Raw genomic sequence first — 22,916 nt, 5'->3', positions numbered from 1 at the left:
ATAATTTATAGTGATGAAAACGGTAACGCATTACTGTAGTTTGTTTTACCTATTATAAAAAAGAGAAACACTCATTGAAGAAAATATTGATCCGTTTGAATACACTAAGAATTACTGGGGCTTTACTGGCCTTAGGGTTATGCATTACCACGTTAAACTCTGTCGCGGCAGATGCTGTATCGAATAAGACCCTGAACGCTAATTTTACCCAATTAGCCGATGCATTTGAACATTTAGATCTTTCTAGCATAGAACAAATTTATACTGAAGATGCGGTATATATTTCAGAAACCCAAGATAAAGGTATTATTCACGGTAAAGCGAATATTGTCAGTTTGTATACGCGTTTTTTTGACAAAATTAAACGCAAGCAAGCCAAACTAGAAGTCGACTTTAGGGTTGTTGTGCGTCATATAGATAAAAATACCGCAACCGACATAGGCTATTATTTAGTGCGTTTTCACCCGGGTGCAGATTCAGGCGAGCCGGTGAGTGAGTTTGCAGGTAAGTTTGTGACCATTTTTGCAAAAGACAGTGATGGCCAATGGCGTATTAGCGTTGACTCAAACACTCACGCAACCGCAAAATTTTATTATGATGCTAAACCTGTTCCTAATCTCTACTACGGTCGCCAATTTATCAACTCGCCCAACACCGAGACGAGTACAAAGCCATAATGACAACACAGATTACCCCTGCTGATTTATGCCCGTGTGGCAGCCAGCAATCTTACCAACAATGTTGCTTGCCTTTGCATGTAAACCAATTGGTTGCTCAATCTCCGGAGCAGCTGATGCGTTCGCGCTATTGTGCCTTTGTGGTGGCTCAATTTGATTATTTGCTAGTGACGCACCATCCAGATTACCGCCAAGGCTTAACCATTGAACAGTTAGCTCAAAGCAATACCCATTGGTTGGGTTTGCAAGTGATAAGCACGAAACAGTTAGCCACTACTGGCGAAGTGACCTTTAAAGCCTGGTATATCGAAGACAAGCAGATAGACGCCATATACGAGCAGTCTAGTTTTGTTTTGCAGCAAGGACGTTGGTTTTATACTGAGGGCAAACAAATGCACACGAAATTACCCGAAAGAAATGAACCGTGCATTTGTCATAGTGGTAAAAAGTTTAAACAATGCTGTGCCAAGTTAACCCATTAATGCTCGATGGGTACCCAGGTAGCATGGTGCTCAATAAATTGCGCAAATTCGTTAACACGAATAGCCGGACTGTATAAATACCCTTGAGCATGATGACAGGCACTTGAGCTTAAAAACGCTTCTTGCTCTTTGGTTTCAACCCCTTCTGCGGTCAGCGAAATATTCAATGCATTGGCCATCGCTATAATGGCGCTGACAATTTCACGGCTTTCACGGCTCGATGAAATATCCATAATAAACGAACGATCGATTTTTAACTTTGAAATGGGAAATTGTTTCAAGTATTTCATTGAACTATAACCCGTACCGAAGTCATCGATCGCCAATCCCACACCCAGTTCAGCTAATTCATGACACAAATTAATGGCATAGCGAATGTCACCCATTAACTCGGTTTCGGTGATTTCAAGCACCAAGGTTTTTGGCTTGATACGATAACGAGTCACTAAACGCCACACTTGCTCATATAAATTGCCACTAAAAAACTGTCTCGCTGACACGTTTACGTGCATCGCAATATTAACGTCTTTGTGTTGCCATAAATTAAGTTGCTTACATGCCGACTCTAGTACCCATTCACCGATTGGATTTATCATGCCCGTTTGCTCGGCAATTTCAATAAATGCACCAGGATAAAGCACGCCTTTTTTAGGATGATGCCAACGGATTAACGCCTCTGCACCTATGTATTGATTGGTTTTTAAATCCATTAACGGTTGATAATACAGCTCAAACTCACGCCCGCGGATTGCTTGATGTAAATCGCGTTCAATCTCTGCGTTAGTGGTAAATTCACTCAATAAATCTGCATTGAAGAACTGGTAATGCATTTCTGACTTATTTTTAGCGTGTTGTAAGGTAATATCGGCACAGGATAAAGGCGTAAATAATCCCGCCACCGATTTAATATCAACCACGGCAAGTGCTGTTTTCGGCTCAATTTTCTCACGTGATATCACCGATGGCGCAGCAAGGTTTAAATATAAACGTTTAATCACTTGCTCAAAATCAGATAGTGCCTGAGGATTATCATCTTCGCTTTCAGGTAATAAAATGGCAAATTCGTCGCTACCAATTCGTGCCACATCGATGGCATTGGCGGCGCTGGCAAAATGTTTTAAGCGACGGGCAATTTCAACCAACAACGCATCACCCTGCTCATGGCCGTGGGTATCGTTAAACCGTTTAAAGCTCAGTAAATCAATGAGTATTAACGTGCCATCAACGGCACGCTCTAATTGCGGAATAAAATAACTGCGGTTATGTAAACCGGTAAGATTACAATGCCAGGCCAAGCGCTCTAACTCTGCTTTATGCAAGTATTCCGCTGAATTGTCGTAGCTTGATACCAACGCATAGTGTTTACCAAGCTCAGTCACAAAAGGAGAAAAGTGATAATTCATCCAATAATCACTGCCATCGGCACGTTTTAGCTTTAAGTTACCCTTAACCACTTCATTATTGCGTATTTGGCTAATAATGCTGCTGTATAGCAGCTGGTTACTTTTGAATATATCGAGATTTTTCGCACTGTGATGTTCAATGGTATTTCTGGGTGATCCGGTCATTTTTTCATGGGCACCATTCACATACTCAACAATCCCAGTATCGGTATTGATTAGCATCACGACATGCTCAGATTGCTCTGTTGCATTACGTAATAAATATATTTGCTCATTACTGTCATAGGTGTGGCGCGTCGCCAATGTCAGCGCAAGTTGGTCAGCACATTGAATTGCAAATTGAATCGCTGATTTGAGCCATTTGGTGTCTTCACAATGCTCAATCGATAATACACCTTCAATATGGCCATTAATACGAATAGCCACATCAACACTGGTGATAATTCCATGTTGTTGGTAGTAATCTGAAAATTGATTGATAAGTAATTGCTGCTGTGGTTCGCTTGATAAAATATATCGGTGAGAACGTAATTCAGTGAAAAATTGAGGAAGCAGTTTGTCTATTTTGCGTAATGCAGGGGTGTGGTTTAATGACGGTGCTATTTGGCTGGCAACAAGGTTGTGTGAACACACAAAGTGGTCATTGGGATTTACCTCGGCCGTGTCAGTGTCAGTGTCAGTGGTCAGTAACCAAACCGACACAAAAGACGCGTCAAAGTGTTCCTGCAGCAATTGACATACCAATGCTGAAGTCTGCGAAAAATCACCTTGTTGTTTAGCACTGGAATTTACAATTAATTCCAATAAGTGCTGTTTCTCTTGTTGATTCATTTAAATCCCGAAACATGGCTTCTTTACTGATTTATCTGATTGTTAATCATTTAAAATGATTTTTATTCTTAATGGGTTATAAAACATACCAGATAAATAACAGTAAACTATGGGAGCGAAATCCGCATCAAGGCACCGATACCACTATAAATAAGTTATAGCTACTATACCTTTGTTTAATTAACGGCAGATTACACTTGTTATCCACAAACAGCAATCCATTTTGTCGTGACTTATTCCTTTTCGCTTGCGTCAGAAAAGCATAAAACATTATATACAATAGCTATTTAGCTTATATGCTTAACTAAACAAACCCACTGATTTTGTGTTTTTACAGTGCGTGTTCTAATTGAAAAATCATTTTTTCTACACTAAAAGCAAACTGCAATGACAGCGTAACGCTATCTGCTTGCTGCTCAATATTAGCTTTAGTGTCGCTAAAGCGTTCGAGTGCGGCTTGCTGCAATGCTTGCGCTTGTGCTAATGCATTGTCACCATTAAGGTTAACTTGTAATAAGGTGTCATCAGCTTCTACTACCGCGCCAATATCAACGTAGCTTCCGCAGTCGGTGCAACTATCATTAACAGAATCAGATTGTTGCTGTTTAATTTGTTTAATCATTTTGTCACCTCGGGTGCATGGTTTAATGCACACATGCTAACGTAAACTTTACGAACATTTATTTGCCAAGCTCACAAATAAGTAAAAAAAAGACTTGTTTGTTAAACATATTGCTGGGCAATGGTTTGGCTTATTTTACGCTGTGTCGCTAATTGATCAATGAAGTGCATGTCTTCAATCACAGTATGTTGTTGGTAACTGTTCAATGCTTTGCGTTTAGTTAACTCATCACAGTTGCTTAATACTTCGACCATGGTATCGGGTTGCGGCCCTCTTATCACAATGGCTTCTGGCGTTAATGCTTGTTGTAATTGAAATTGACGAGCACCCTGCTGTTGAAATAGCGGCGCGTTATCGGTGACGTGAATATCGCTTGAAACATCAGCAACTAGAGGTTGTGCTGGAGGCAATGAAAACTGTTTGCGTAATTTTTGATCTACATTAAGATCCTTGTCTAACTGAAATTGAGCCATGTCACGGGCATCTGCCGATAACATAGCCAATAGTAAACCAAATTCACCACGACGATTTTGTTCAACCGCCCCGTTTAATCGGCTGCCTATTTGTAACTCATTGACTAATGTTGACTCAATTTGCATATAAAAACATCACTACTCTTGTGCATTGATATTTTATCGACCAAATAAATCAAAACTTTAGAATTTTTTTCAATTTTAGGCTTTACATACAAAGGGTTTGTGAATACTATGGCGGCCGCAATTGAGGAGGGGTTCCCGAGTGGCCAAAGGGATCAGACTGTAAATCTGACGGCTCAGCCTTCGAAGGTTCGAATCCTTCTCCCTCCACCATTTGCGTTGTTATAAGATGTACCCGTTTTAGCGATTTCGATGACTAAAACAAAAGCGTTAAAGTGTAAAAAGAAAGTAAGTAGTAAAGAAAACGTGTGGAGGGGTTCCCGAGTGGCCAAAGGGATCAGACTGTAAATCTGACGGCTCAGCCTTCGAAGGTTCGAATCCTTCTCCCTCCACCATCTTTTCTTTGTTATCTTCTTTCGCAGTGGAGGGGTTCCCGAGTGGCCAAAGGGATCAGACTGTAAATCTGACGGCTCAGCCTTCGAAGGTTCGAATCCTTCTCCCTCCACCATTTTACATCTTGCGTTCTCTTCGTTTAATTCTCCTACATTTAATCCTCCTGTTTTTTTGTTATTCATTTATTTTTGTTCATTATCTTCTGATTTAATTCAAAATAATCTTCAACTCTCCTGTTAAAAAATTATCACTTTTTTTCGTTATTCATATTGGTTAATATCTATGCCCATTTGTAATAACGAGTAATATCATGCCGACAACTTGGGTCAATCAGGCCATCGCAAAAATTGAAGCAGATTACCAACGTTCTGCTGATACGCATTTAATCAAATTAGATTTGCCTCAATTAACCGGCATAGATATTTATTTAAAAGACGAAAGCACCCACCCCACTGGCAGTTTGAAACACCGTTTAGCCCGTTCTTTGTTTTTATACGCATTATGTAATGGTTGGATAAAACAAGGCACACCAATCATAGAGTCATCGTCTGGCAGCACCGCGGTGTCAGAAGCGTATTTTGCGCGCTTATTGGGGCTACCTTTTATTGCGGTGATGCCAAAAACCACGGCAAAAAAGAAGATTCAACAAATCGAATTTTATGGTGGCCAATGTCATTTTGTTGATAACGGCAGCCAAATGTATGCTGAGTCAGAACGTTTAGCACAAGAATTAAATGGCCATTATATTGACCAGTTTACTTATGCTGAGCGTGCAACTGACTGGCGTGGTAATAACAACATTGCCGATTCTATTTTTAATCAAATGGAAAAAGAACCGCATCCAATCCCAAGTTGGATTGTGATGAGCCCAGGTACAGGAGGCACCAGTGCGACTATTGGTCGTTATATTCGCTATCAACAGCAAACGACTCAATTATGTGTTGTCGACCCTGAAAACTCAGTGTTTTATGATTACTTTACCAGTGGCGATGCCAATATTGTCAGTGATAAAAACAGCAAAATTGAAGGGATTGGTAGACCAAGAGTAGAACCTTCTTTTATTGCCGGTGTGATAGATGAGATGTTGCAAATACCTGATGCGGCTTCTGTTGCGACTATTTTATGGTTAGAACAACTGATTGGTCGTAAAACGGGCGCGTCGACCGGGACTAACTTATACGGTGCACTATTATTGGCGACTCAAATGCGTCAAGCAGGCCAGACAGGGTCTATTGTGACCTTAATATGTGATGCGGGTGAGCGTTATTTAGATACTTATTACAATCCGCAATGGATTGACGTCAATATAGGCTGCTTTGAGCATTATCGACAAAAACTGCAGCAATTTAATGATAGTGGTTTGTTGCTTTAATAGATTAAGTCACCTCAGCTCGGGTTAAATACAACAATGCCGCAGATTATCCGCGGCATTGCTTTATCAATTTACAAGCAGTATCAATTGATGACACGAGCTTAAGTGGAATTGATATTAATCAATATTCAAATATTTGTGGGTCTGAATAGACAAACGCCAGTTACGAGCAATACAGACTTTCATCGCCAACTCTGTTGCGCGTTCTTTTTGACTAATGGGTTGTAAACAAATCGTTTTACCCGTTAGGTCAATGCCATTAAGCAGTGCATCTAATTCATCGACATGTTTTTCAGTGGCCACTGGGTGTTTAATTTCGTTGGCGCGCACTAAGGCTTGCTCAAGGACTTTATAACCGCCTTTCATATTCACTTTAGGCGACACCGTCACCCAAACCGAGTCATGACATTTAACCTCAAAAGTGCCACTGGTCTCAATTTGCACTTGATACCCAGCTGCAATAAAGTCACTGGTCATTTCGGTTAAATCATATAAACACGGCTCTCCACCGGTTAATACAATATGTTTTGCCGTAAAGCCTTTGTCTTTAAAAGCTTGAATTAAGCTGCTGCCAGTATGATCGGCCCAGCGACCAATGGTGCCGTCAACTTGAATAACTTGCTCTGCAGTGACTTTATTTTCAGGTAATACATCCCAGGTTTGTTTAGTATCACACCAGGCGCATCCAACCGGACACCCTTGTAAACGAACAAAAAGTGCTGGTACGCCAGTAAAGCTGCCCTCACCTTGTATTGTTTCAAATACTTCGTTAACTGGATATTTCATGTTTTACCTTACTTTTTTTACGCCCAGCCAAGCACCAGACAAACAACAGGCCGGCATTTATAGAGTATTTTACTTCCAGCTGCAAGTATTTACGCCGCTCGCTTTGCACTTAAGCTGACGTTAGGTAAAATATCATTTTGATTTTTTCTGAACGGCTTAGGTCATTATCTTGAGTCAACTTTCAGAACGTTAATGAGTATCCCCATGTCAGATTCATCAGTAAAAAACACCACTAAAGCGCTTGTTGTATTCAGTGGCGGCCAAGATTCTACCACCTGCCTTATTCAAGCTTTGTCGCAATATGATGAAGTTCATGGGATTACCTTTGATTACGGGCAACGCCATCGCCAAGAAATAGAAGTAGCCAAAGCGTTAGCCGTTGAACTGAAATTAGCCAGTCATAAGGTTATGGACACAACCTTACTTAACGAACTGGCGATATCTGCATTAACCCGCGATGCTATCCCGGTATCGCATGAGTTAATGAACAATGGTTTACCTAACACGTTTGTACCAGGACGAAACATTCTGTTTCTCACTTTAGCCGGTATTTATGCTTATCAACTTGGCTGCGATGCCATTATTACTGGCGTGTGTGAGACTGATTTTTCGGGCTACCCAGATTGTCGTAATGAGTTTATTCAGTCTATGCAGCAATCGCTTGCTCTCGGAATGGATAAACCACTGAAGATCATCACCCCTTTAATGTGGCTCAATAAAGCTGAAACCTGGGCATTGGCAGACAAATATCAACAACTCGCCCTAGTGCAACAACAAACCTTAACTTGTTATAACGGGATTGTCGGTGCAGGTTGCGGTGATTGCCCTGCTTGTTTGTTACGCCAACGCGGTTTAGATGATTACTTACAAAACCAGGCATCGGTGATGGCATCTCTCAATCAAAAAATGGCAACAAACTAAGTTGCGGATCCGCTAAACAGATATGGTTTTATTACTAAAAAGTGATAAAACCGTCTTTTTAAGCTAATTTGACTATACTGAACAATAGATGCAACAAAACACAAAAATGATGTTTAGAGGTAATTTTGGCCAAAAATTATAATGCTGTTGGACCCTATCATTTTTTGGTGATGATCAGTGTAGTCTGTATCGCCCTGTTTGCTGCTGACATTCCAACACCTGCATTTTTGCCTATCGATCAATATTTCAGCTACCGATATGATGATATTGCCCATGGGCAAGTGTGGCGTTTACTCACGGGTAATCTATTACATACCAATTTGTGGCATTTGCTCATGAATTTAGCGGGGTTTTGGGTCATCGTGTTTTTACACGAAGTGCATTACAAACGTCATCCCGAAAAACTCGTCTTATTGTTTTTATGCCTATGTTTATTAGAAGGCATTGGTTTGTACCTGTTTTACCCCAACCTTAAAGCCTATGTCGGATTAAGCGGTATGCTGCATGGCTTATTTGCTTTTGGCGCCATGATGGACATTCGTAAAGGTTATATGTCTGGTTATTTGTTGCTTATTGGAGTGATAGCCAAAGTGGCTTATGAGCAATACTTTGGCGCATCGACAAGTATCACTGAATTAATCGCGGCTAGAGTCGCTACCGAATCACATTTGGTGGGGCTTATTTGTGGTTTATTGTGTGCGGTATGTTGGTCAGTGATTGCCAATCGCTTCAAATACAATAAATTGTCTTAACTACCAACCTCGTAATGTCTAGATTACTACTCAGTTGATTGTGATAGCACTTGTTGCTTATCAATGGCGGGTGTTGACGGTTCTGTTTGCTGTGCGTTTTCAACCAGCTTGTTGTATTGCTCTTCGGTAATTAAATAACTCTTTAATACTGGCAAAGGCTTGGGCGCGGTTTGCTCAAGTGGAATGTCGTTTAATCCGCTAATATCCACCCGTCCAAAAATCAGTGCCATCGCAACCACTAACACATGAATCATCAATACCAGCAGCCAACTATGGTCACTTACGAGTTTGCTTACTTTGCCTTGCAAGCTTTTATTATTTTCGGTTTCAACGTCAATTAAAAGTGGCTCATTATTGTTAGGGGAAGCCGCAATTGCACCTGAAAACTGTAACTGAATCTCATTAGCCACCTGTTGTTGATGTTGCTGTAAAAGCGTGTCGTGAGTGTCATCTTTAGTGTCAACAAACGGGGTCATTGCTGGGTCAAAATCAATATGTCCGCTGTCTGTTGCAGAGTGCATACACGGCTCAGTGGGTGACTTAACGAGAGAATCATCAGAATCACACGATTGAGCGTCATGCTGATGAAGATGATTTTTCGATTGATGTTTATCAGTCATAAAAACGAATAAGCCAAGAATAATTGCCTCAGTATAACGCGATTATGCCGTTTCAATAGCATTAAATCTTACCGTTAAAGTCTCTCTAGTTGTGAATCTTTATTAATCTCATTGCTTCAATACACTGAAAATAAATAACAATTTATTAAACCACAATTTAAGCTTACACGTGTACTCTAAAATGTAGCATTTTAGTATTTAGGCTGATAGACTAACTTCGCTGAAAATCCATACAGCTTAGCAAACAGGATATTATGAACTCTTTAACAGATACATTAACGACGCCTCAAACGGAGACGACAACATCAATATCTGACTATTGTGCTAGAGAAGAATTAGCCAATGCCAGCTCACATGCCTTAGGCGTTTTCGCGGGTATTGTTGGATTGGTATTAATGTTGATCAAAGCGCCTGCACAATTAACGTTTGTACAAACCAGCGGTATTGTGGTGTATGGCTTAAGTATTATCGTGTTGTTTTTGGCTTCGACGTTATATCACTCAAGCCAAAGTATGGTGTGGCGTAAACGTTTTAAAATGGCCGACCATTGCGCTATTTATACGTTAATTGCGGGCACTTATACCCCGCTTATGCTGATCAGTTTACAAAGTCCGCAAGCTAGCATGGTACTCAGTGCAATTTGGGCTCTAGCCTTGGGTGGCATCATATTTAAAACCTTGTTTATTGGCCGCTTTAAGGCCTTTAGTGTGGTGCTTTATTTAGTCATGGGCTGGCTGTGTGTCACTGTCATGGATGATTTAAAAAGCCAAATGTCGGCGCTAGGGTTAACCTTATTATTAGCTGGCGGGTTATTTTACAGCCTCGGAGTGATTTTTTACGTAGGTAAACGCATTCCATTTAATCATGCTATATGGCATCTATTTGTACTCGGTGGCGCGTTTAGTCACTTCTTTTGTATCTACTTAACGGTACTTTAATTAACTCCATAACTATCCCTCATATATAAAATTGCGGTTGTACATTAGCCGCAGTTTTTCTATTATTTGTCGCTAATATTACCACTTTAATCGGATCCCCATGACTTCAGTTACGCCCATGGAGCGAATATGGTTTATTGTTAATCTTATCCCTCACGGCTCTGTGTTACCTTATGGAATAGTAGCGGATTTGGCGGGATTACCAGGTAGAGCTCGATATGTATCAAGAGCCTTAAAACTCGCGCCTGACTCTTTAGCACTACCTTGGCACAGAGTAATAAATAGCCAGGGGAAAATTTCGTTCGCTAAAGACACCGAACCCTATAGGCAACAACAAGAGTTACTCAGATTAGAAGGGATAACAGTGAACGCTGGCAAGATTTCGTTGTCTCAATATCAATGGAAACCAGATCTGGCAACATTAGTAATGACATTACCCTTTTAATTTCAAGTTGTTAAATATATTAACTGTTAAGGTATTTATACATTGAGCAATAAATTAACGCGATTTTGTACATTAATACTCTGCATCAGCCCAGCACTTTATGTGCAGGCTGCGGCTTCACTGCTGCCTACCGACAGTGAATCTACTGGGCAGTTGAGCAAAAAAGAAGCCCAAGTGACTACAGAAAAAGCAGCACAACTTATTCCTGCTGTACCGTTATCCGAATTTGAAAAAGCCGCAATTTTATCGCCATTAACGGCGCATAAAGCCAACTATAAAGTATTTTACGGCAGTATCGAATTAGGTGAGGCTATCTATAGTTTGCCCGCTACCGATACTGGATATTACACCTATCATTTTGACAGCAATGTCAGCTTGCTATTACTGTCTGATAAACGCCAGTTAACCAGCGAATTTACTTTAGAAAATGGCAAGCTTGTGCCGTTTAGGTATGTGCATGAACGCAGTGGCACAGGCAGCGATTACACAGAGCAAACCGCCTTTGCCAAAGCACAAGAGTTTATTCACACCATATATAAACAAGAGGCGCTTAAACTTCCTTACCAAGAGAGAGTCTTTGATCCGCTCATGGTGCAATTACAATTTAGAATGGACTTAGCGGCCAATACCCGGCCGTTAGATTACAAGATGGTCAAAGAAAAAGAAGTGGATGACTATCAATTTAGAGTATTGGGCAAAGAGCAAGTGGTATTAGACAGTGGCACTTACGACACGGTTAAAGTGGAAGTGGTTCGCGCGGCAAAGAAAGCCAAAAAACGTCAAACCTATTTTTGGATGGCGCCTGACTTAGCTTATTTACCCGTGCGGTTAAGCCATTTCTCAAAAGGCAGTAAGCAGCTCGACATTCAGTTAGCCACTTATCAATTTGAACAACCGTTACCACCAATGACCCCCATTGTGATTGACGGGCCCGCAACGGATGCTTCGACATCAATAGATGAACTCGTTGCCGAAGCTGAAAATGATGCGCAAATAACAGAATCTGAACTCGATGATATAAAACAATTAGCCGAGGACTAACTCGCCTTTTCGAAATAACTTCCAGTCGCCAGGGCTGAGCACCACCCAATTTTCATTGTTGGTTAATGGCCTTGTCGCAATCACAGTCACCACGTCATTTGGCGTGGTTTCTTGACTAAAATCAATCACCACATCGGTATCAATCAGAGTTGCCTTACCAAAGGGCGCACGGCGAGTAATATGACATAAATTGTTGGTGCAATATGCCATTAAATCGATGCCATTACTCAGTAACATATTGAACACACCTAACTCACGAATTTCATCTGCAAGCTTGGCAATATAGTCAAATACCGGCTGCATATTTTCAGGTTCTTGCTCACCAAAATGGTTAACGACGGATTCTAAAATCCAGCAAAAAGCCAATTCACTGTCAGTGTCTCCGACAGGTTGAAAACGTGATACCGTAAATTTGTCCTGATAACCTGTTAACTGTCCATTATGGGCATAAGTCCAGTAACGGCCCCACAACTCGCGAGTAAACGGGTGAGTATTGACCAGCGACACGCAACCTCGATTGGCCTGGCGAATATGGCTCACCACGATCTCACTTTTAATCGGATAAGATTTAATCAAATCGGCAATGTGCGATTTACTACTCGGACACGCATCTTTAAATGTTCGATTACCTTTACCTTCGTAAAACGTAATGCCCCAACCATCAACATGTGGTCCGGTCACCCCACCTCGTTCGGCTAAGCCTGTAAAACTGAACACAATATCTGTTGGCACATTGGCACTCATCGCCAGTAATTCGCACATTAAACTTGCCTTTATAGTTGTAAAATTGAGCCATTTTGACCGATTTTAATAAGTCGAACGTATTGTATCTACTATGCTTATTGAGTGGAACGTTTCAAACACACAAATTTTCAAACAATTGTTTGAAAAACACTTGTATTCGAGGCTAGATAAGGTTAACTTTTATGTGACACAGGTCAGACCACAACAGTTCCTGTGAATCAGATCAATAATAAATAAGCTATTTTCTGCCTATAAAATAGCTTTAAGGAGAAGTACAGTGACCACCCTACTTTGGATCATCGCGATGATCTTTGTGCTCGGCGCTATGGCATACCTTCGCGTATCGCTATTATCGACAACAATTGCTGCGGCAATTGTGATGGTCGTTGGCAGCACATTGGACATTATTGGTGTCATTTCATGGATAGTATTCCTTGTAATCGCACTGCCATTAAACATCAAATCTTTCAGACAAAATTACATCAGTCGTCCACTGTTGAAAGTTTATCGCGGCATTATGCCTGAGATGTCTTCTACCGAAAAAGAAGCCATTGAAGCGGGAACAACCTGGTGGGAAGCTGATTTGTTTGCCGGTAACCCTAACTGGAGCAAACTTCATAACTATCCAAAAGCTCGCTTAAGCGCTGAAGAACAAGCATTCTTAGACGGCCCTGTTGAAGAAGTATGTAAAATGCTTAACCAACATCAGGTTTCGCATGAACTTGGCGATCTTCCACAAGATGTGTGGCAGTACCTTAAAGACAACGGCTTCTTTGCGATGATCATTAAGAAGAAGTACGGCGGTTTAGAGTATTCTGCTTATGCGCAATCTTGTGTGTTACAAAAATTAGCCGGTGTAAGCAGTGAACTCGCTTCAACAGTGGGTGTACCTAACTCATTAGGCCCTGGTGAGCTTTTACAACACTACGGCACTAAAGATCAACAAGACCACTATTTGCCTCGTCTAGCGCAAGGTTTAGAAGTGCCATGTTTTGCACTAACCAGCCCAGAAGCAGGCAGTGATGCTGGCTCAATTCCAGATTTTGGTGTGGTATGTAAAGGTGAATTCCAAGGCGAAGAAGTCCTTGGTATGAAGCTAACCTGGAACAAGCGTTACATTACTCTAGCACCTGTTGCGACAGTATTAGGCTTAGCCTTTAAATTGCGTGACCCTGAGCAGTTATTAGGTGATAAAGAAGAATTAGGCATTACTTGTGCGCTTATTCCGACTGACATTCCAGGTGTTGAAACTGGCCGTCGTCATTTCCCATTGAACTGTATGTTCCAAAATGGTCCAACACGCGGTAATGAAGTCTTTGTACCGTTAAGCTTCATCATTGGTGGTCCTGAAATGGCCGGCCAAGGCTGGAGAATGCTAGTTGAGTGTTTATCTGTTGGTCGTGGTATCACCCTGCCATCAAACTCTGCCGGTGGTGTTAAAACCGCTGCGGTAGCAACGGGTGCTTATGCGCGTATTCGTCGCCAATTTAAATTACCTATTGGTAAGTTAGAAGGTATCGAAGAGCCAATGGCACGTATTGGTGGTAATGCTTACCTTATGGATGCCGTGTCAACATTGACCACGACTGCAATTGATTTAGGTGAAAAACCATCGGTAATTTCTGCCATCGTTAAGTACCACTTAACAGACAGAATGCAAAAATGTGTTATTGATGCAATGGACATTCACGGCGGTAAAGGCGTGTGTCTTGGCCCAAATAACTACTTAGGTCGTGGCTATCAAGCGGCACCGATTGCCATTACAGTAGAAGGCGCAAACATTCTAACCCGCTCAATGATTATTTATGGTCAAGGCGCAATCCGCTGTCATCCATATGTATTGGCCGAAATGGAATCTGCCTTTGATACTGATGCTAACCGTGGTTTAGATAACTTCGACTCAGCCATCTTTGGTCATATTGGTTTTGCAACGTCTAACTTTATTCGTAGTTTCTGGATGGGCTTAACCTCATCTTACTTCACCAATAGCCCTTATTCAGATAAAACCAAACGTTATTATCAGCAGATGAACCGTTTCAGTGCTAACTTAGCGTTATTGTCTGACTTAGCTATGGCAACCTTAGGTGGTAACCTTAAGCGTAAAGAACGTATTTCAGCCCGTTTAGGTGACTTATTAAGCCAGCTGTACCTGACTTCTGCTACGTTGAAACGTTATCAAGATGATGGCCGTTTAACTGAAGATTTACCATTAGTACAATGGGCTGTAGAAGATTCGTTATACAAGTTACAAGATTCATTAGATGACTTGCTTAACAACTTCCCAATGGGGCTTGGCATTGCACTACGTGCCGTTATCTTCCCATTTGGTCGTCCAATTAAACGCCCTAGTGATGTATTAGATCACAAAGTGGCTAAGATCATGCAAACGCCATGTGCGAGTCGTGACCGTTTAGGTAAAGGCCAGTTCTGGACCCCATCAGAGTTCAACGTTGTGGGTATTCAAGAACAAACCTTTAAAGATATTCTTGCAGCCGAACCGCTTTATGACAAAGTCTGTAAAGCTGCCGGTAAGCGTCTACCATTTATGTGGTTAGACAAAGTTGCTGCAGAAGGTAAAGCGCTTGGTGTGTTAAGCGACAGCGAAATCGCTTTACTTGAACGTGCTGAAATTGGTCGTCTGAAATCAATCAACGTTGATGACTTTGACACCGAAGAGTTACGTGCACAACTTGCGCCTAAAGCCAAGCAAGGAAAAGCAGCTTAATCACTAAGCTGAAGTCAAAAAAGGTAAAGCATGAGCTTTACCTTTTTTTATCGCTAAAAATTGTGAATGTGTAAAATAAACCGTCAAGGATAATGATGAAAAATCTCACTGGATTACAACAAATGCAAGCCATATTAAATGGCGAGATCCCAGCCCCTTCAATTAGCAAAGTCATCCCGATGAAGCCCCTCGATGTCAGTGAAGGCAACGTGATGTTTGAAGCCTTTGCAAATGAACACCATCTTAATCCAATGGGCGGTGTACACGGTGGCTTTGCGGCGACAGTACTAGACACGGTCACAGCCTGTGCTGTGCATTCGGCATTGCCAGCCGGTGTAAGTTATTCAACCATTGATTTAAATATTAAAATGGTGCGCCCTGTACCGCAAAATCAGCGCTTAATTGCCAAGGGGAATTTAATGAACTTGTCTAAATCTTTAGGTATTTCAGAAGGAACTTTAAGTACTGAAGATGGCAAGTTACTCGCGACTGCAACCGCAACATGTTTGATTATTCGCCCATAATTTATGTGTTATACCATTCCAAAAGAGAACAACTATTCATTCAGTCATACGCCTTGTTTAAGCCCTTTTAAATTCTCGCTGAGAGATCGTTTACTAACGCGGAATGGTACTCATACGTTCCAAGGCGAGACAATACAAACAGAAAAGCCAGTCATTGACATGACTGGCTTTTTTATTGCTGTGAGTAGTAATTAATCTTCTGCTAGTTCAGCTTCTAAACGTTTTGCCACCGCTTCTGGTGAGCTGCTATTACGGGCAAATAGACTGTATGCCACCGGAATAACAATCAGGGTAAAGAAGGTTGCCAATAAAATACCCGACAACACCACCACACCAATCACAAAGCGAGTTTCAGCCCCTGCACCAGAGGCTATCACTAACGGAATAGCGCCAGCAGCAGTGGTGATACCTGTCATTAAAATAGGCCTTAAGCGTTGAGAAGAAGCCTGCAAAATGGCTTGTTGAAACTCAACTCCGCGGTCACGGAGCTGATTAGAGAACTCTACAATCAAAATACCGTTTTTAGCCGCCAGCCCCACCAACATGATGATACCAATTTGGCTATAAATGTTGATACTTTGGCCCGTCACCCACAATCCGATTAACGCACCTAAGGTCGCCAATGGCACCGTAAGCATAATCACCATCGGGTGAATATAGCTTTCAAACTGCGCTGCTAACACTAAAAACACAATGCCCAGCGCCAGTAAAAATACAAAGTTCATCGAGTTACCAGATTCTTGATAATCCAATGACGGCCCTTTGTAACTAATCACGGCTTCAGCAGGTAAATAAGTGCTGGCTAAGTTATTTAGATAATCAAGCGCTTCACCTAGGCTGTAATCGGCAGCAAGGTTAGCCTCTAGGGTAATCGAGCGCATGCGATTATAACGATTAAGCGAACTGGCATCGGCAAACTCTTCAATCGTGACTAAGTTTGATAATGGTATTAGCTCTTGTGAGCGATCAGAGCGCACATAGATGTTTTCCATATCAGTGGCCGTATTTTGATTATCGCGGTTACCTTCAACGATCACGTCATACTCTTCGCCATCACGCATAAAGGTAGTGACTAGGCGTGAACCTAACATTGACTCTAAAGTACGCCCAAGATGCGAAATAGACACCCCTAAATCGGCAGCGCGTTCACGGTCAATGATCACTCTTAATTGCGGTTTGGTTTCTTGGTAGTCATGATCTAAGCCAATGATATTTTGATTGTCTTTGGCTTTCTCAAGCATGGTGTCTCGCCAATCGGCCAGTTCTTCATAACTTGGGCCACCAATGACAAACTGCACTGGTTTACCGACGCCACGACCAAAAGCTTGCCGCATGATGGGGAACGCTCTTATGCCAGCCAAATCGGCTAATCGAGCGCGTATATCAACAATAATCTCATTGGCACTACGACGCTCGGCCCAATCCTCTAAAACAATGATCGCCATACCATTTGAGAAATCTGCTCCTGCACCAAAACCACGGGGAGCACGAATAAGTAAACGTTTAATATCACCGGCTTCAACCAATGGCATTAAGCGCCCTTCCACTTCATCCATGTATTTTTCAATGTACTCAAAACTGGCACCTTGCGGACCATTAACAATCAAAAACATTGAACCACGGTCTTCTTGCGGGGCAAACTCTTGCGGCACTTTGTTGAGCAAATAGCCACTCAAACCAAACGCAATTAACACCACGAGCGAGACCATAACAGGACGCTTCATCCCAGTATTCAGTGTAACTAAGTACCAGTCAGATAATTTGTCCATCATCTTGTCGACTTGCTTAACGAGCCATGGGTCTTGATCGGCTGGTTTAAGTAATTTAGAGCACATCATTGGAGTCAGCGTTAACGCAACAATACTTGAAAATATCACCGCGGCGCTCATGGTCACTGCAAACTCTTTAAATAGCTTACCTAAATCGCCCTCTAGGAAGGTAATAGGCATAAAGACCGCTACCAGTACCAATGTGGTTGCTACGACGGCAAAGGCGACTTCTCGAGCACCTAAGAAAGCAGCTTTTAATGGTGAGTCACCTTCTTCGATACGGCGGTGAATGTTTTCTAACATCACAATCGCGTCATCAACCACCATACCAATGGCTAAAATCATGGCCAGTAAGGTCAGTAAGTTAATGGTGTAACCTAAGGCATAAAGCACGATAAACGTCGCCAATAACGACACTGGTACCGTAATTGCCGGAATCAACATTGCCCTAACTGAGCCTAAAAACAGGTAAATCACGATAATGACCAATACCATGGCAATAAACAGGGTTTGGTACACTTCATCAATCGAGGCTTCAATAAATACCGAGCTGTCGTATGAGCGTTTAATTTCCATACCTGCTGGTAATGTTGGGTTTAATTGATCAACCAAGGCATTAGCAGCACGGGCAACTTCAAGTGTATTCGCCGTTGATTGCTTGCTTACACCTAAACCAATCATCGATTCTTTGTTGCCTCTAAAGATAATCCGCTCTTCTTCTGAGCCAATTTCAACTTTGGCAACATCAGCAAGTTTGACTAAGTAACCATCAGCACCTTGAGTGATCACCAAGTTAGAAAAATCTTCTGCGGTTTTGAACACCCGATCTAAGCGAACCGTAAAGTGACGGTCTTTAGATTCAATTGAACCTGCGGGTAATTCAACGTTTTCAGAGCGTAATGCATCTTCAACATCAGACACGGTAAGGTTGCGTGAAGCCAAAGCTTGACGGTCAATCCAAATCCGTAAGGCATAAACCTTGCCACCACCAAGGCGTAGCGTTGACACCCCGTCGATGACCGAGAAACGGTCAACTAAGTAACGGCTAGCGTAATCTGTTAACTCTAGTGTATCCATTTGATCAGAGACCAAATTTAACCACATAATAACTTCATCACTGCCGTTAGCTTTGTAAATAGACGGTGAATCGGCTTCTTCTGGTAACTGTTCTAATAACCCCGAAATTCTGTCGCGTACATCGTTGGTCGCGGCTTCAATATCACGATTAATATCAAACTCAATCGTCACGTTTGAGCGGCCATCGCTGCTTGATGAACTGATTTGGCGGATACCTTCAACACCACTGATTTTATCTTCAATCAGCTGGGTAATACGGCTTTCTACCACTGAAGCACTCGCCCCACGGTAGCTGGTTTCAACCGACACAATCGGTGGGTCGATATTGGGGTATTCGCGCAGCGGCAACTTACCAAATGACACTAAGCCCAATACAATTAATAAAATGCTGATTACAGATGCAAAAACTGGCCGTTTAACAGATAAGTCAGTTAATATCATGCTGACTTCTCCATATCTTCGACTTGGGCAAATTTAAAGTTTTCTGCTTGTTGAACTTTAACTTCATCACCCGGACGTACTTTTAAAATACCGCGAATAATCACTTGTTGGCCAATCTCGAGCCCTTCAGTAATTTCAGCCCAACCTTTTGAACGGATCCCTAGTGTCACTTGCTGCTGAACCACTTTATTGTCTGCACCAACAACATAAACAAAGTGTTTACTTTGAATTGGAATGATGGCCGCTTCAGGTAATAAAAGTGCTTCGCGGCTTTGTTTAATCAGCTTCACTTTCATTAGCATACCTGGAAGTAAGCTAAGATCTGAGTTTGGTAGCACGGCACGAACAATCACCGCACGAGTTTGAGGATTGACTCGACTGTCTATCGAAGTCACAACCCCTTTGAATATACGATCAGGATAAGCAACTGCGCGTGCTTCGACTAATTTGCCTGGTTGTAACTCTTGAATAAACCGCTCAGGTACAGAGAAGTCTAATTTGATTTTACTGACATCATCTAAGGTGCTTATTTGCTCACCTGGAGTGACCAAACTGCCCATACTGACCTGACGTAAACCGAGACGCCCTGCAAAAGGTGCTGAAATAATCCGATCGTTTAAGGCCGCTTTCGCTTGCGCAACTTCAGCACGGGTGGTGTCAATAAGGCTTTGTAAACGGTCACGCTCTAATTCTGCAATGGTTTTACTGCTTACCAATGAACGAATACGGTCAAGTTCGCGTAGGTTTTCCGTTAATTTAACTTCTGCCGCAACCACTTTGGCTTTTTGTTCATCGTTACGTAACCGCACTAACACGGCACCTTTTTTAACGATGTCACCATCATCAAAATTAATTTCATTTACGATTTCAGACACTTTAGATGTCACGATAATCGATTCATATGCTCTGCCAGTACCTAAGGCTTCAACTTCATCACGGATCGGCATCACTTCAACTTTTGCCACCACTACGTTTGGTATTGGTCTTGGCCGTTGAGTTTGAGTCTTTTGAGGCACAAATGAGTTGTAACCTAACAGCGCAATTACAACTATGGCGATCAGTAAGAGTATTTTTTTCATTGTTTGTCCGTAACCATCCAGGGAAAATGAATATTTATTATTAATAACAGAGATTGTACTCAGCAAACCGCGTGCTTCAAGGCGTTTTACTTGCGCCAACATATTACGAATTTACGTTAAAACCGGTTCACCATGTTGATTTATGCAACAAAAACACACGTTACGCAACATTAACGCATAAATGTTGCATAAAAACGCATAAACCTTGATTTGACGCCCATAATTACAGGTCAACTTGTTACAAATAGCTTACAATCGACACATATTGTGACAATTAGCTCAAAAAAAAAGACGCATAACTGCGTCTTTTTTAATCTATTGATTAAATCACTTAAGGTCTTTGACCGCCCTTCTTACCACCTTCACCACGCTCTTCACGTTGAACAGGAGCTTGTTGTTGGCTATCACCAACTGGCTTACGATCTTCTTGCATTAAGTCAGATAGCACCTGATACACTTCGGTGATTGCTTCATTGCTTAGTTCATTATCTTCTACATCGTGTAGTAAGATTTTTGTTTGCTCTGGATTATCAGTCTCTTCAAGCAATAAGCGATAGTTGCCCTTTTTCAATGTAAGCTTTTCTTCGGCCCATAACGAGCTCCAGAAACCACCGCTTTCTTCTAAACTAATGAAGAACAAGCCTTTGCTGTTATCCATATCGACAATATCAAAGCCCATTTCTGGCAGCACTATACGTAAACGATTCCAAACAGAATTATAATTCGCATCCGCTAACCAATATGCTGGGTCATCAACACCGCCAGTGATTAAATCAACTTTAATCCCTAGGCTTTGTTTAATACGTGCAGCACGGATTGCTCGGTCACGCTCAATGCTCATATAACTAATGGCATTGTTAAGCATATCGGTGGTGTAACGACGTTTATCGTCACCGCTCAGTAAGATTTTTTGATCCTCACCGTTATAGAACTCTTCATGTTCGAGCAAATTAATCATCACACTGCCTGAGCGACCATGCGGTTTAACATCAATGTTATAGCTATAACGTTGACGCAGTGTGTAGACTTTATCACTGCCCCACCAGTTTGACTCGATCACTTCTTGGTGTTCAATCCAATCAGTTTCAATTACACCTGATCCGTAATCTTCAGTACGAATAGCCATATTGTTCTTCAATAAGTAACCTTTGATAACATCAAAGACTTCCTGCTTTAGATCTGTAGTACTTTCAATTGAATCAATCACAACACGGATATTGTCACTGGTTTCTTCAATATGAGTGCCTTCAGCCATAGGTAAAACCTGCAATGGCGCACGAATATCAAGTTTTTTACCAATTATCGATTTATCTGACTTAGTGCCAACAGATGGAATGTCATACTCTTTGCTGTAAGTTGGTGAATTTAAGCCTTCAGGGATCGTTAATTTGGGTGTGGTTTCGGCATTGAGAAAATCGTCAGTGCCATTGGCCTGACGACGCTCAATTGGGGTACTGCAAGCTGAAACAGCTGCAACAAGAAGTAACGGAGTGACTTTCTTTAACATGAATTTATTATACCTTTATCTGGGCTTGTTTCATTGTTTCTATTAACAGACCATGAAACTGCTCAGAAAGTTCAGTTAAAGGCAAACGAATATGACCATGAGAGATTAAGCCCATGTGGTGAACAGCCCATTTCACTGGGATTGGGTTGGCTTCACAAAATAAAGAACTGTATAACCCAGTTAACGGCTCATCTATCGTTTTAGCTAATTGGGCATCTTTGGCTAATGCAGCATCACACATGGCTTTAAACGCACGTGGAACCACATTGTTTGCCACCGAAATAACACCATTACCGCCAAGTAATAAAAACTCACGAGCAGTACCATCGTCGCCGCTGTAAAGCAAAAAGTCTTCGCCACACAGTTCACGTAAACGTGCAACACGGCTGACATCGCCAGTGGCTTCTTTTACGCCAATAATGTTACTTACGCCGGCTAATTCAGCCACGGTTTCTGGTTTCATGTCCACGGCAGTACGCCCTGGTACATTGTATAAAATCTGCGGAATATCAGTACACGCAGCTACGGCCTTGTAATGGGCAATTAATCCCTTAGGCGTAGGCTTGTTGTAATATGGGGTTACACCGAGCATTGCAGCAACACCGGTATCTTGCAGAGACTTTGTTAATTCAATGGCTTCTGCGGTCGCGTTAGCGCCGTTACCGCCAATTACAGGAACTCTACCTGAGGCAAATTTAACGGTTTGAGCCACTACAGCAGCATGCTCTTTCATTGGCAACGTCGCCGACTCACCGGTCGTACCGACTGCCACGATGGCATCTGTGCCTTCTTCGATATGAAACTCAACAAGCCGTTCAAGGCTTGCATAATCTATTGTGCCATCACTATTCATTGGTGTGATTAAGGCTACGATGCTTCCGTTTATCATCTATCTTCCCCAAGTTTTCAGGATTCGCTATGTTACTGATGCCAACCACTAATGACAAGCACTACGGCAAGCAATCTCCGAAATAACTCACTTCAGTTCTTTATACTGGGGCCTGTTGTTCTTTGCTAGTTAAATTTTGTTCGAGTTAAACACGTGTTAATCGAGGCGAATGGATTGATGCCTAGTCATCTAAGCAAGATCCTTTCAACAAAGAGTAAAACGTTTTTAGCCGAACCCTTCGGGTAGCGTTTGTTGGCCATTTTTACTGCGTTATCGACTTTT

20 protein-coding genes, 3 tRNA genes and 1 pseudogene are annotated in these 22,916 nt (G+C 41.9%); 14 read left to right on the top strand and 10 right to left on the bottom strand.

Translation table 11 applies throughout. The annotated features are described in order from the left end of the window. The first annotated feature begins 74 nt into the window (after window positions 1-74). Together IEY48_RS12785 and IEY48_RS12780 are read left to right on the top strand one after the other, a co-directional pair. Window positions 75-677, top strand: a complete 603-nt coding sequence (locus IEY48_RS12785; RefSeq protein WP_229786443.1) for a YybH family protein — start codon at window positions 75-77, stop codon at window positions 675-677. Then, on the top strand, window positions 677-1,159 hold the full coding sequence (locus IEY48_RS12780; protein ID WP_188920887.1) for a YchJ family protein: 483 nt from the start codon (window positions 677-679) through the stop codon (window positions 1,157-1,159). Before IEY48_RS12785 ends, IEY48_RS12780 begins: the two co-directional genes overlap by 1 nt. Here IEY48_RS12780 and IEY48_RS12775 read toward each other — a convergent pair. From IEY48_RS12775 to IEY48_RS12765, 3 genes are all read right to left on the bottom strand, one after another. Continuing rightward, on the bottom strand, window positions 1,156-3,393 hold the full coding sequence (locus IEY48_RS12775; RefSeq protein ID WP_188920885.1) for a bifunctional diguanylate cyclase/phosphodiesterase: 2,238 nt from the start codon (window positions 3,391-3,393) through the stop codon (window positions 1,156-1,158). The two genes, IEY48_RS12780 and IEY48_RS12775, sit on opposite strands and share 4 nt — an antisense overlap. A 331-nt stretch (window positions 3,394-3,724) precedes the next feature. Further along, on the bottom strand, window positions 3,725-4,015 hold the full coding sequence (locus IEY48_RS12770; protein ID WP_188920883.1) for a DUF406 family protein: 291 nt from the start codon (window positions 4,013-4,015) through the stop codon (window positions 3,725-3,727). A gap of 101 nt (window positions 4,016-4,116) precedes the next feature. After that, a complete protein-coding gene (locus tag IEY48_RS12765) occupies window positions 4,117-4,614 on the bottom strand; it encodes a VC2046/SO_2500 family protein (RefSeq protein ID WP_188920881.1) in 498 nt (165 codons plus the stop codon). 125 nt (window positions 4,615-4,739) lie between these two features. Between IEY48_RS12765 and IEY48_RS12760 the strand changes: the two genes are divergently transcribed. From IEY48_RS12760 to IEY48_RS12745, 4 genes are all read left to right on the top strand, one after another. Next, a tRNA-Tyr gene (locus IEY48_RS12760) sits at window positions 4,740-4,824 on the top strand. Window positions 4,825-4,921: 97 nt separating this feature from the next. Continuing rightward, a tRNA-Tyr gene (locus tag IEY48_RS12755) sits at window positions 4,922-5,006 on the top strand. Between the two features lie 28 nt (window positions 5,007-5,034). Next, window positions 5,035-5,119: transfer RNA gene (locus IEY48_RS12750), tRNA-Tyr, on the top strand. Between the two features lie 195 nt (window positions 5,120-5,314). Further along, complete coding sequence (locus IEY48_RS12745) at window positions 5,315-6,376, top strand: PLP-dependent cysteine synthase family protein (RefSeq protein ID WP_188920879.1); 1,062 nt, start codon at window positions 5,315-5,317, stop codon at window positions 6,374-6,376. Between the two features lie 117 nt (window positions 6,377-6,493). On the opposite strand, the gene queE is transcribed toward IEY48_RS12745, so the two are convergent. Then, window positions 6,494-7,162: a 7-carboxy-7-deazaguanine synthase QueE gene (gene queE, locus IEY48_RS12740; protein WP_188920877.1), complete on the bottom strand. Its 669-nt coding sequence runs from the start codon at window positions 7,160-7,162 to the stop codon at window positions 6,494-6,496. 204 nt (window positions 7,163-7,366) lie between these two features. Here queE and queC point away from each other — a divergent pair, with 204 nt between their 5' ends. Next, the gene (gene queC, locus IEY48_RS12735) at window positions 7,367-8,083 is read left to right on the top strand and encodes a 7-cyano-7-deazaguanine synthase QueC (RefSeq protein ID WP_188920875.1); all 717 of its coding nucleotides are present in this window, start codon (window positions 7,367-7,369) and stop codon (window positions 8,081-8,083) included. A 170-nt stretch (window positions 8,084-8,253) separates the two neighbouring features. Continuing rightward, complete coding sequence (gene rrtA / locus IEY48_RS12730) at window positions 8,254-8,835, top strand: rhombosortase (RefSeq protein ID WP_188920939.1); 582 nt, start codon at window positions 8,254-8,256, stop codon at window positions 8,833-8,835. Between the two features lie 26 nt (window positions 8,836-8,861). Here rrtA and IEY48_RS12725 read toward each other — a convergent pair whose 3' ends face one another. Beyond that, entirely contained in the window at window positions 8,862-9,356 is a 495-nt protein-coding gene (locus IEY48_RS12725) for a hypothetical protein (RefSeq protein WP_188920873.1), read from the bottom strand. Between the two features lie 353 nt (window positions 9,357-9,709). Here IEY48_RS12725 and trhA point away from each other — a divergent pair, with 353 nt between their 5' ends. The 3 genes from trhA to IEY48_RS12710 all read left to right on the top strand — a co-directional run bounded on the left by trhA (window position 9,710) and on the right by IEY48_RS12710 (window position 11,879). Continuing rightward, entirely contained in the window at window positions 9,710-10,393 is a 684-nt protein-coding gene (trhA, locus tag IEY48_RS12720) for a PAQR family membrane homeostasis protein TrhA (RefSeq protein WP_188920871.1), read from the top strand. 100 nt (window positions 10,394-10,493) lie between these two features. After that, window positions 10,494-10,838, top strand: a complete 345-nt coding sequence (locus IEY48_RS12715; RefSeq protein WP_188920869.1) for an MGMT family protein — start codon at window positions 10,494-10,496, stop codon at window positions 10,836-10,838. A gap of 42 nt (window positions 10,839-10,880) precedes the next feature. After that, window positions 10,881-11,879: a DUF3108 domain-containing protein gene (locus IEY48_RS12710; RefSeq protein ID WP_229786442.1), complete on the top strand. Its 999-nt coding sequence runs from the start codon at window positions 10,881-10,883 to the stop codon at window positions 11,877-11,879. Here the strand turns inward: IEY48_RS12710 and IEY48_RS12705 are convergent. Next, the gene (locus tag IEY48_RS12705) at window positions 11,865-12,641 is read right to left on the bottom strand and encodes a class II glutamine amidotransferase (RefSeq protein ID WP_188920867.1); all 777 of its coding nucleotides are present in this window, start codon (window positions 12,639-12,641) and stop codon (window positions 11,865-11,867) included. The two genes, IEY48_RS12710 and IEY48_RS12705, sit on opposite strands and share 15 nt — an antisense overlap. A gap of 259 nt (window positions 12,642-12,900) precedes the next feature. On the opposite strand from IEY48_RS12705, the gene fadE reads away from it, so the two are divergent. From fadE to IEY48_RS20435, 3 genes are all read left to right on the top strand, one after another. After that, a complete protein-coding gene (fadE, locus tag IEY48_RS12700; protein WP_188920865.1) occupies window positions 12,901-15,348 on the top strand; it encodes an acyl-CoA dehydrogenase FadE in 2,448 nt (815 codons plus the stop codon). An 89-nt stretch (window positions 15,349-15,437) separates the two neighbouring features. Next, window positions 15,438-15,872 (top strand): PaaI family thioesterase, encoded by a 435-nt coding sequence (locus IEY48_RS12695; protein ID WP_229786446.1) that lies wholly within the window; start codon window positions 15,438-15,440, stop codon window positions 15,870-15,872. Between the two features lie 3 nt (window positions 15,873-15,875). After that, window positions 15,876-16,067: a hypothetical protein gene (locus IEY48_RS20435; protein ID WP_229786440.1), complete on the top strand. Its 192-nt coding sequence runs from the start codon at window positions 15,876-15,878 to the stop codon at window positions 16,065-16,067. Here the strand turns inward: IEY48_RS20435 and IEY48_RS12690 are convergent. The 4 genes and pseudogenes from IEY48_RS12690 to dapA all read right to left on the bottom strand — a co-directional run bounded on the left by IEY48_RS12690 (window position 16,064) and on the right by dapA (window position 22,634). Further along, the gene (locus IEY48_RS12690; protein ID WP_188920862.1) at window positions 16,064-19,159 is read right to left on the bottom strand and encodes an efflux RND transporter permease subunit; all 3,096 of its coding nucleotides are present in this window, start codon (window positions 19,157-19,159) and stop codon (window positions 16,064-16,066) included. The two genes, IEY48_RS20435 and IEY48_RS12690, sit on opposite strands and share 4 nt — an antisense overlap. Beyond that, on the bottom strand, window positions 19,156-20,238 hold the full coding sequence (locus tag IEY48_RS12685; protein ID WP_188920860.1) for an efflux RND transporter periplasmic adaptor subunit: 1,083 nt from the start codon (window positions 20,236-20,238) through the stop codon (window positions 19,156-19,158). Before IEY48_RS12685 ends, IEY48_RS12690 begins: the two co-directional genes overlap by 4 nt. 415 nt (window positions 20,239-20,653) lie before the next feature. Then, window positions 20,654-21,745: pseudogene (bamC, locus tag IEY48_RS12680) on the bottom strand (NlpB/DapX family lipoprotein); the annotation flags it as partial. Window positions 21,746-21,752: 7 nt separating this feature from the next. Then, window positions 21,753-22,634: a 4-hydroxy-tetrahydrodipicolinate synthase gene (dapA, locus tag IEY48_RS12675; protein WP_188920855.1), complete on the bottom strand. Its 882-nt coding sequence runs from the start codon at window positions 22,632-22,634 to the stop codon at window positions 21,753-21,755. Between the last annotated feature and the right edge of the window lie 282 nt (window positions 22,635-22,916).

Origin of the sequence: Shewanella saliphila (genome assembly GCF_014648295.1) — a bacterium.
Lineage (GTDB): Bacteria > Pseudomonadota > Gammaproteobacteria > Enterobacterales > Shewanellaceae > Shewanella > Shewanella saliphila.
Note: the sequence above shows the minus strand (reverse complement) of the source record. Positions and strands in the feature narration are given on the sequence as shown.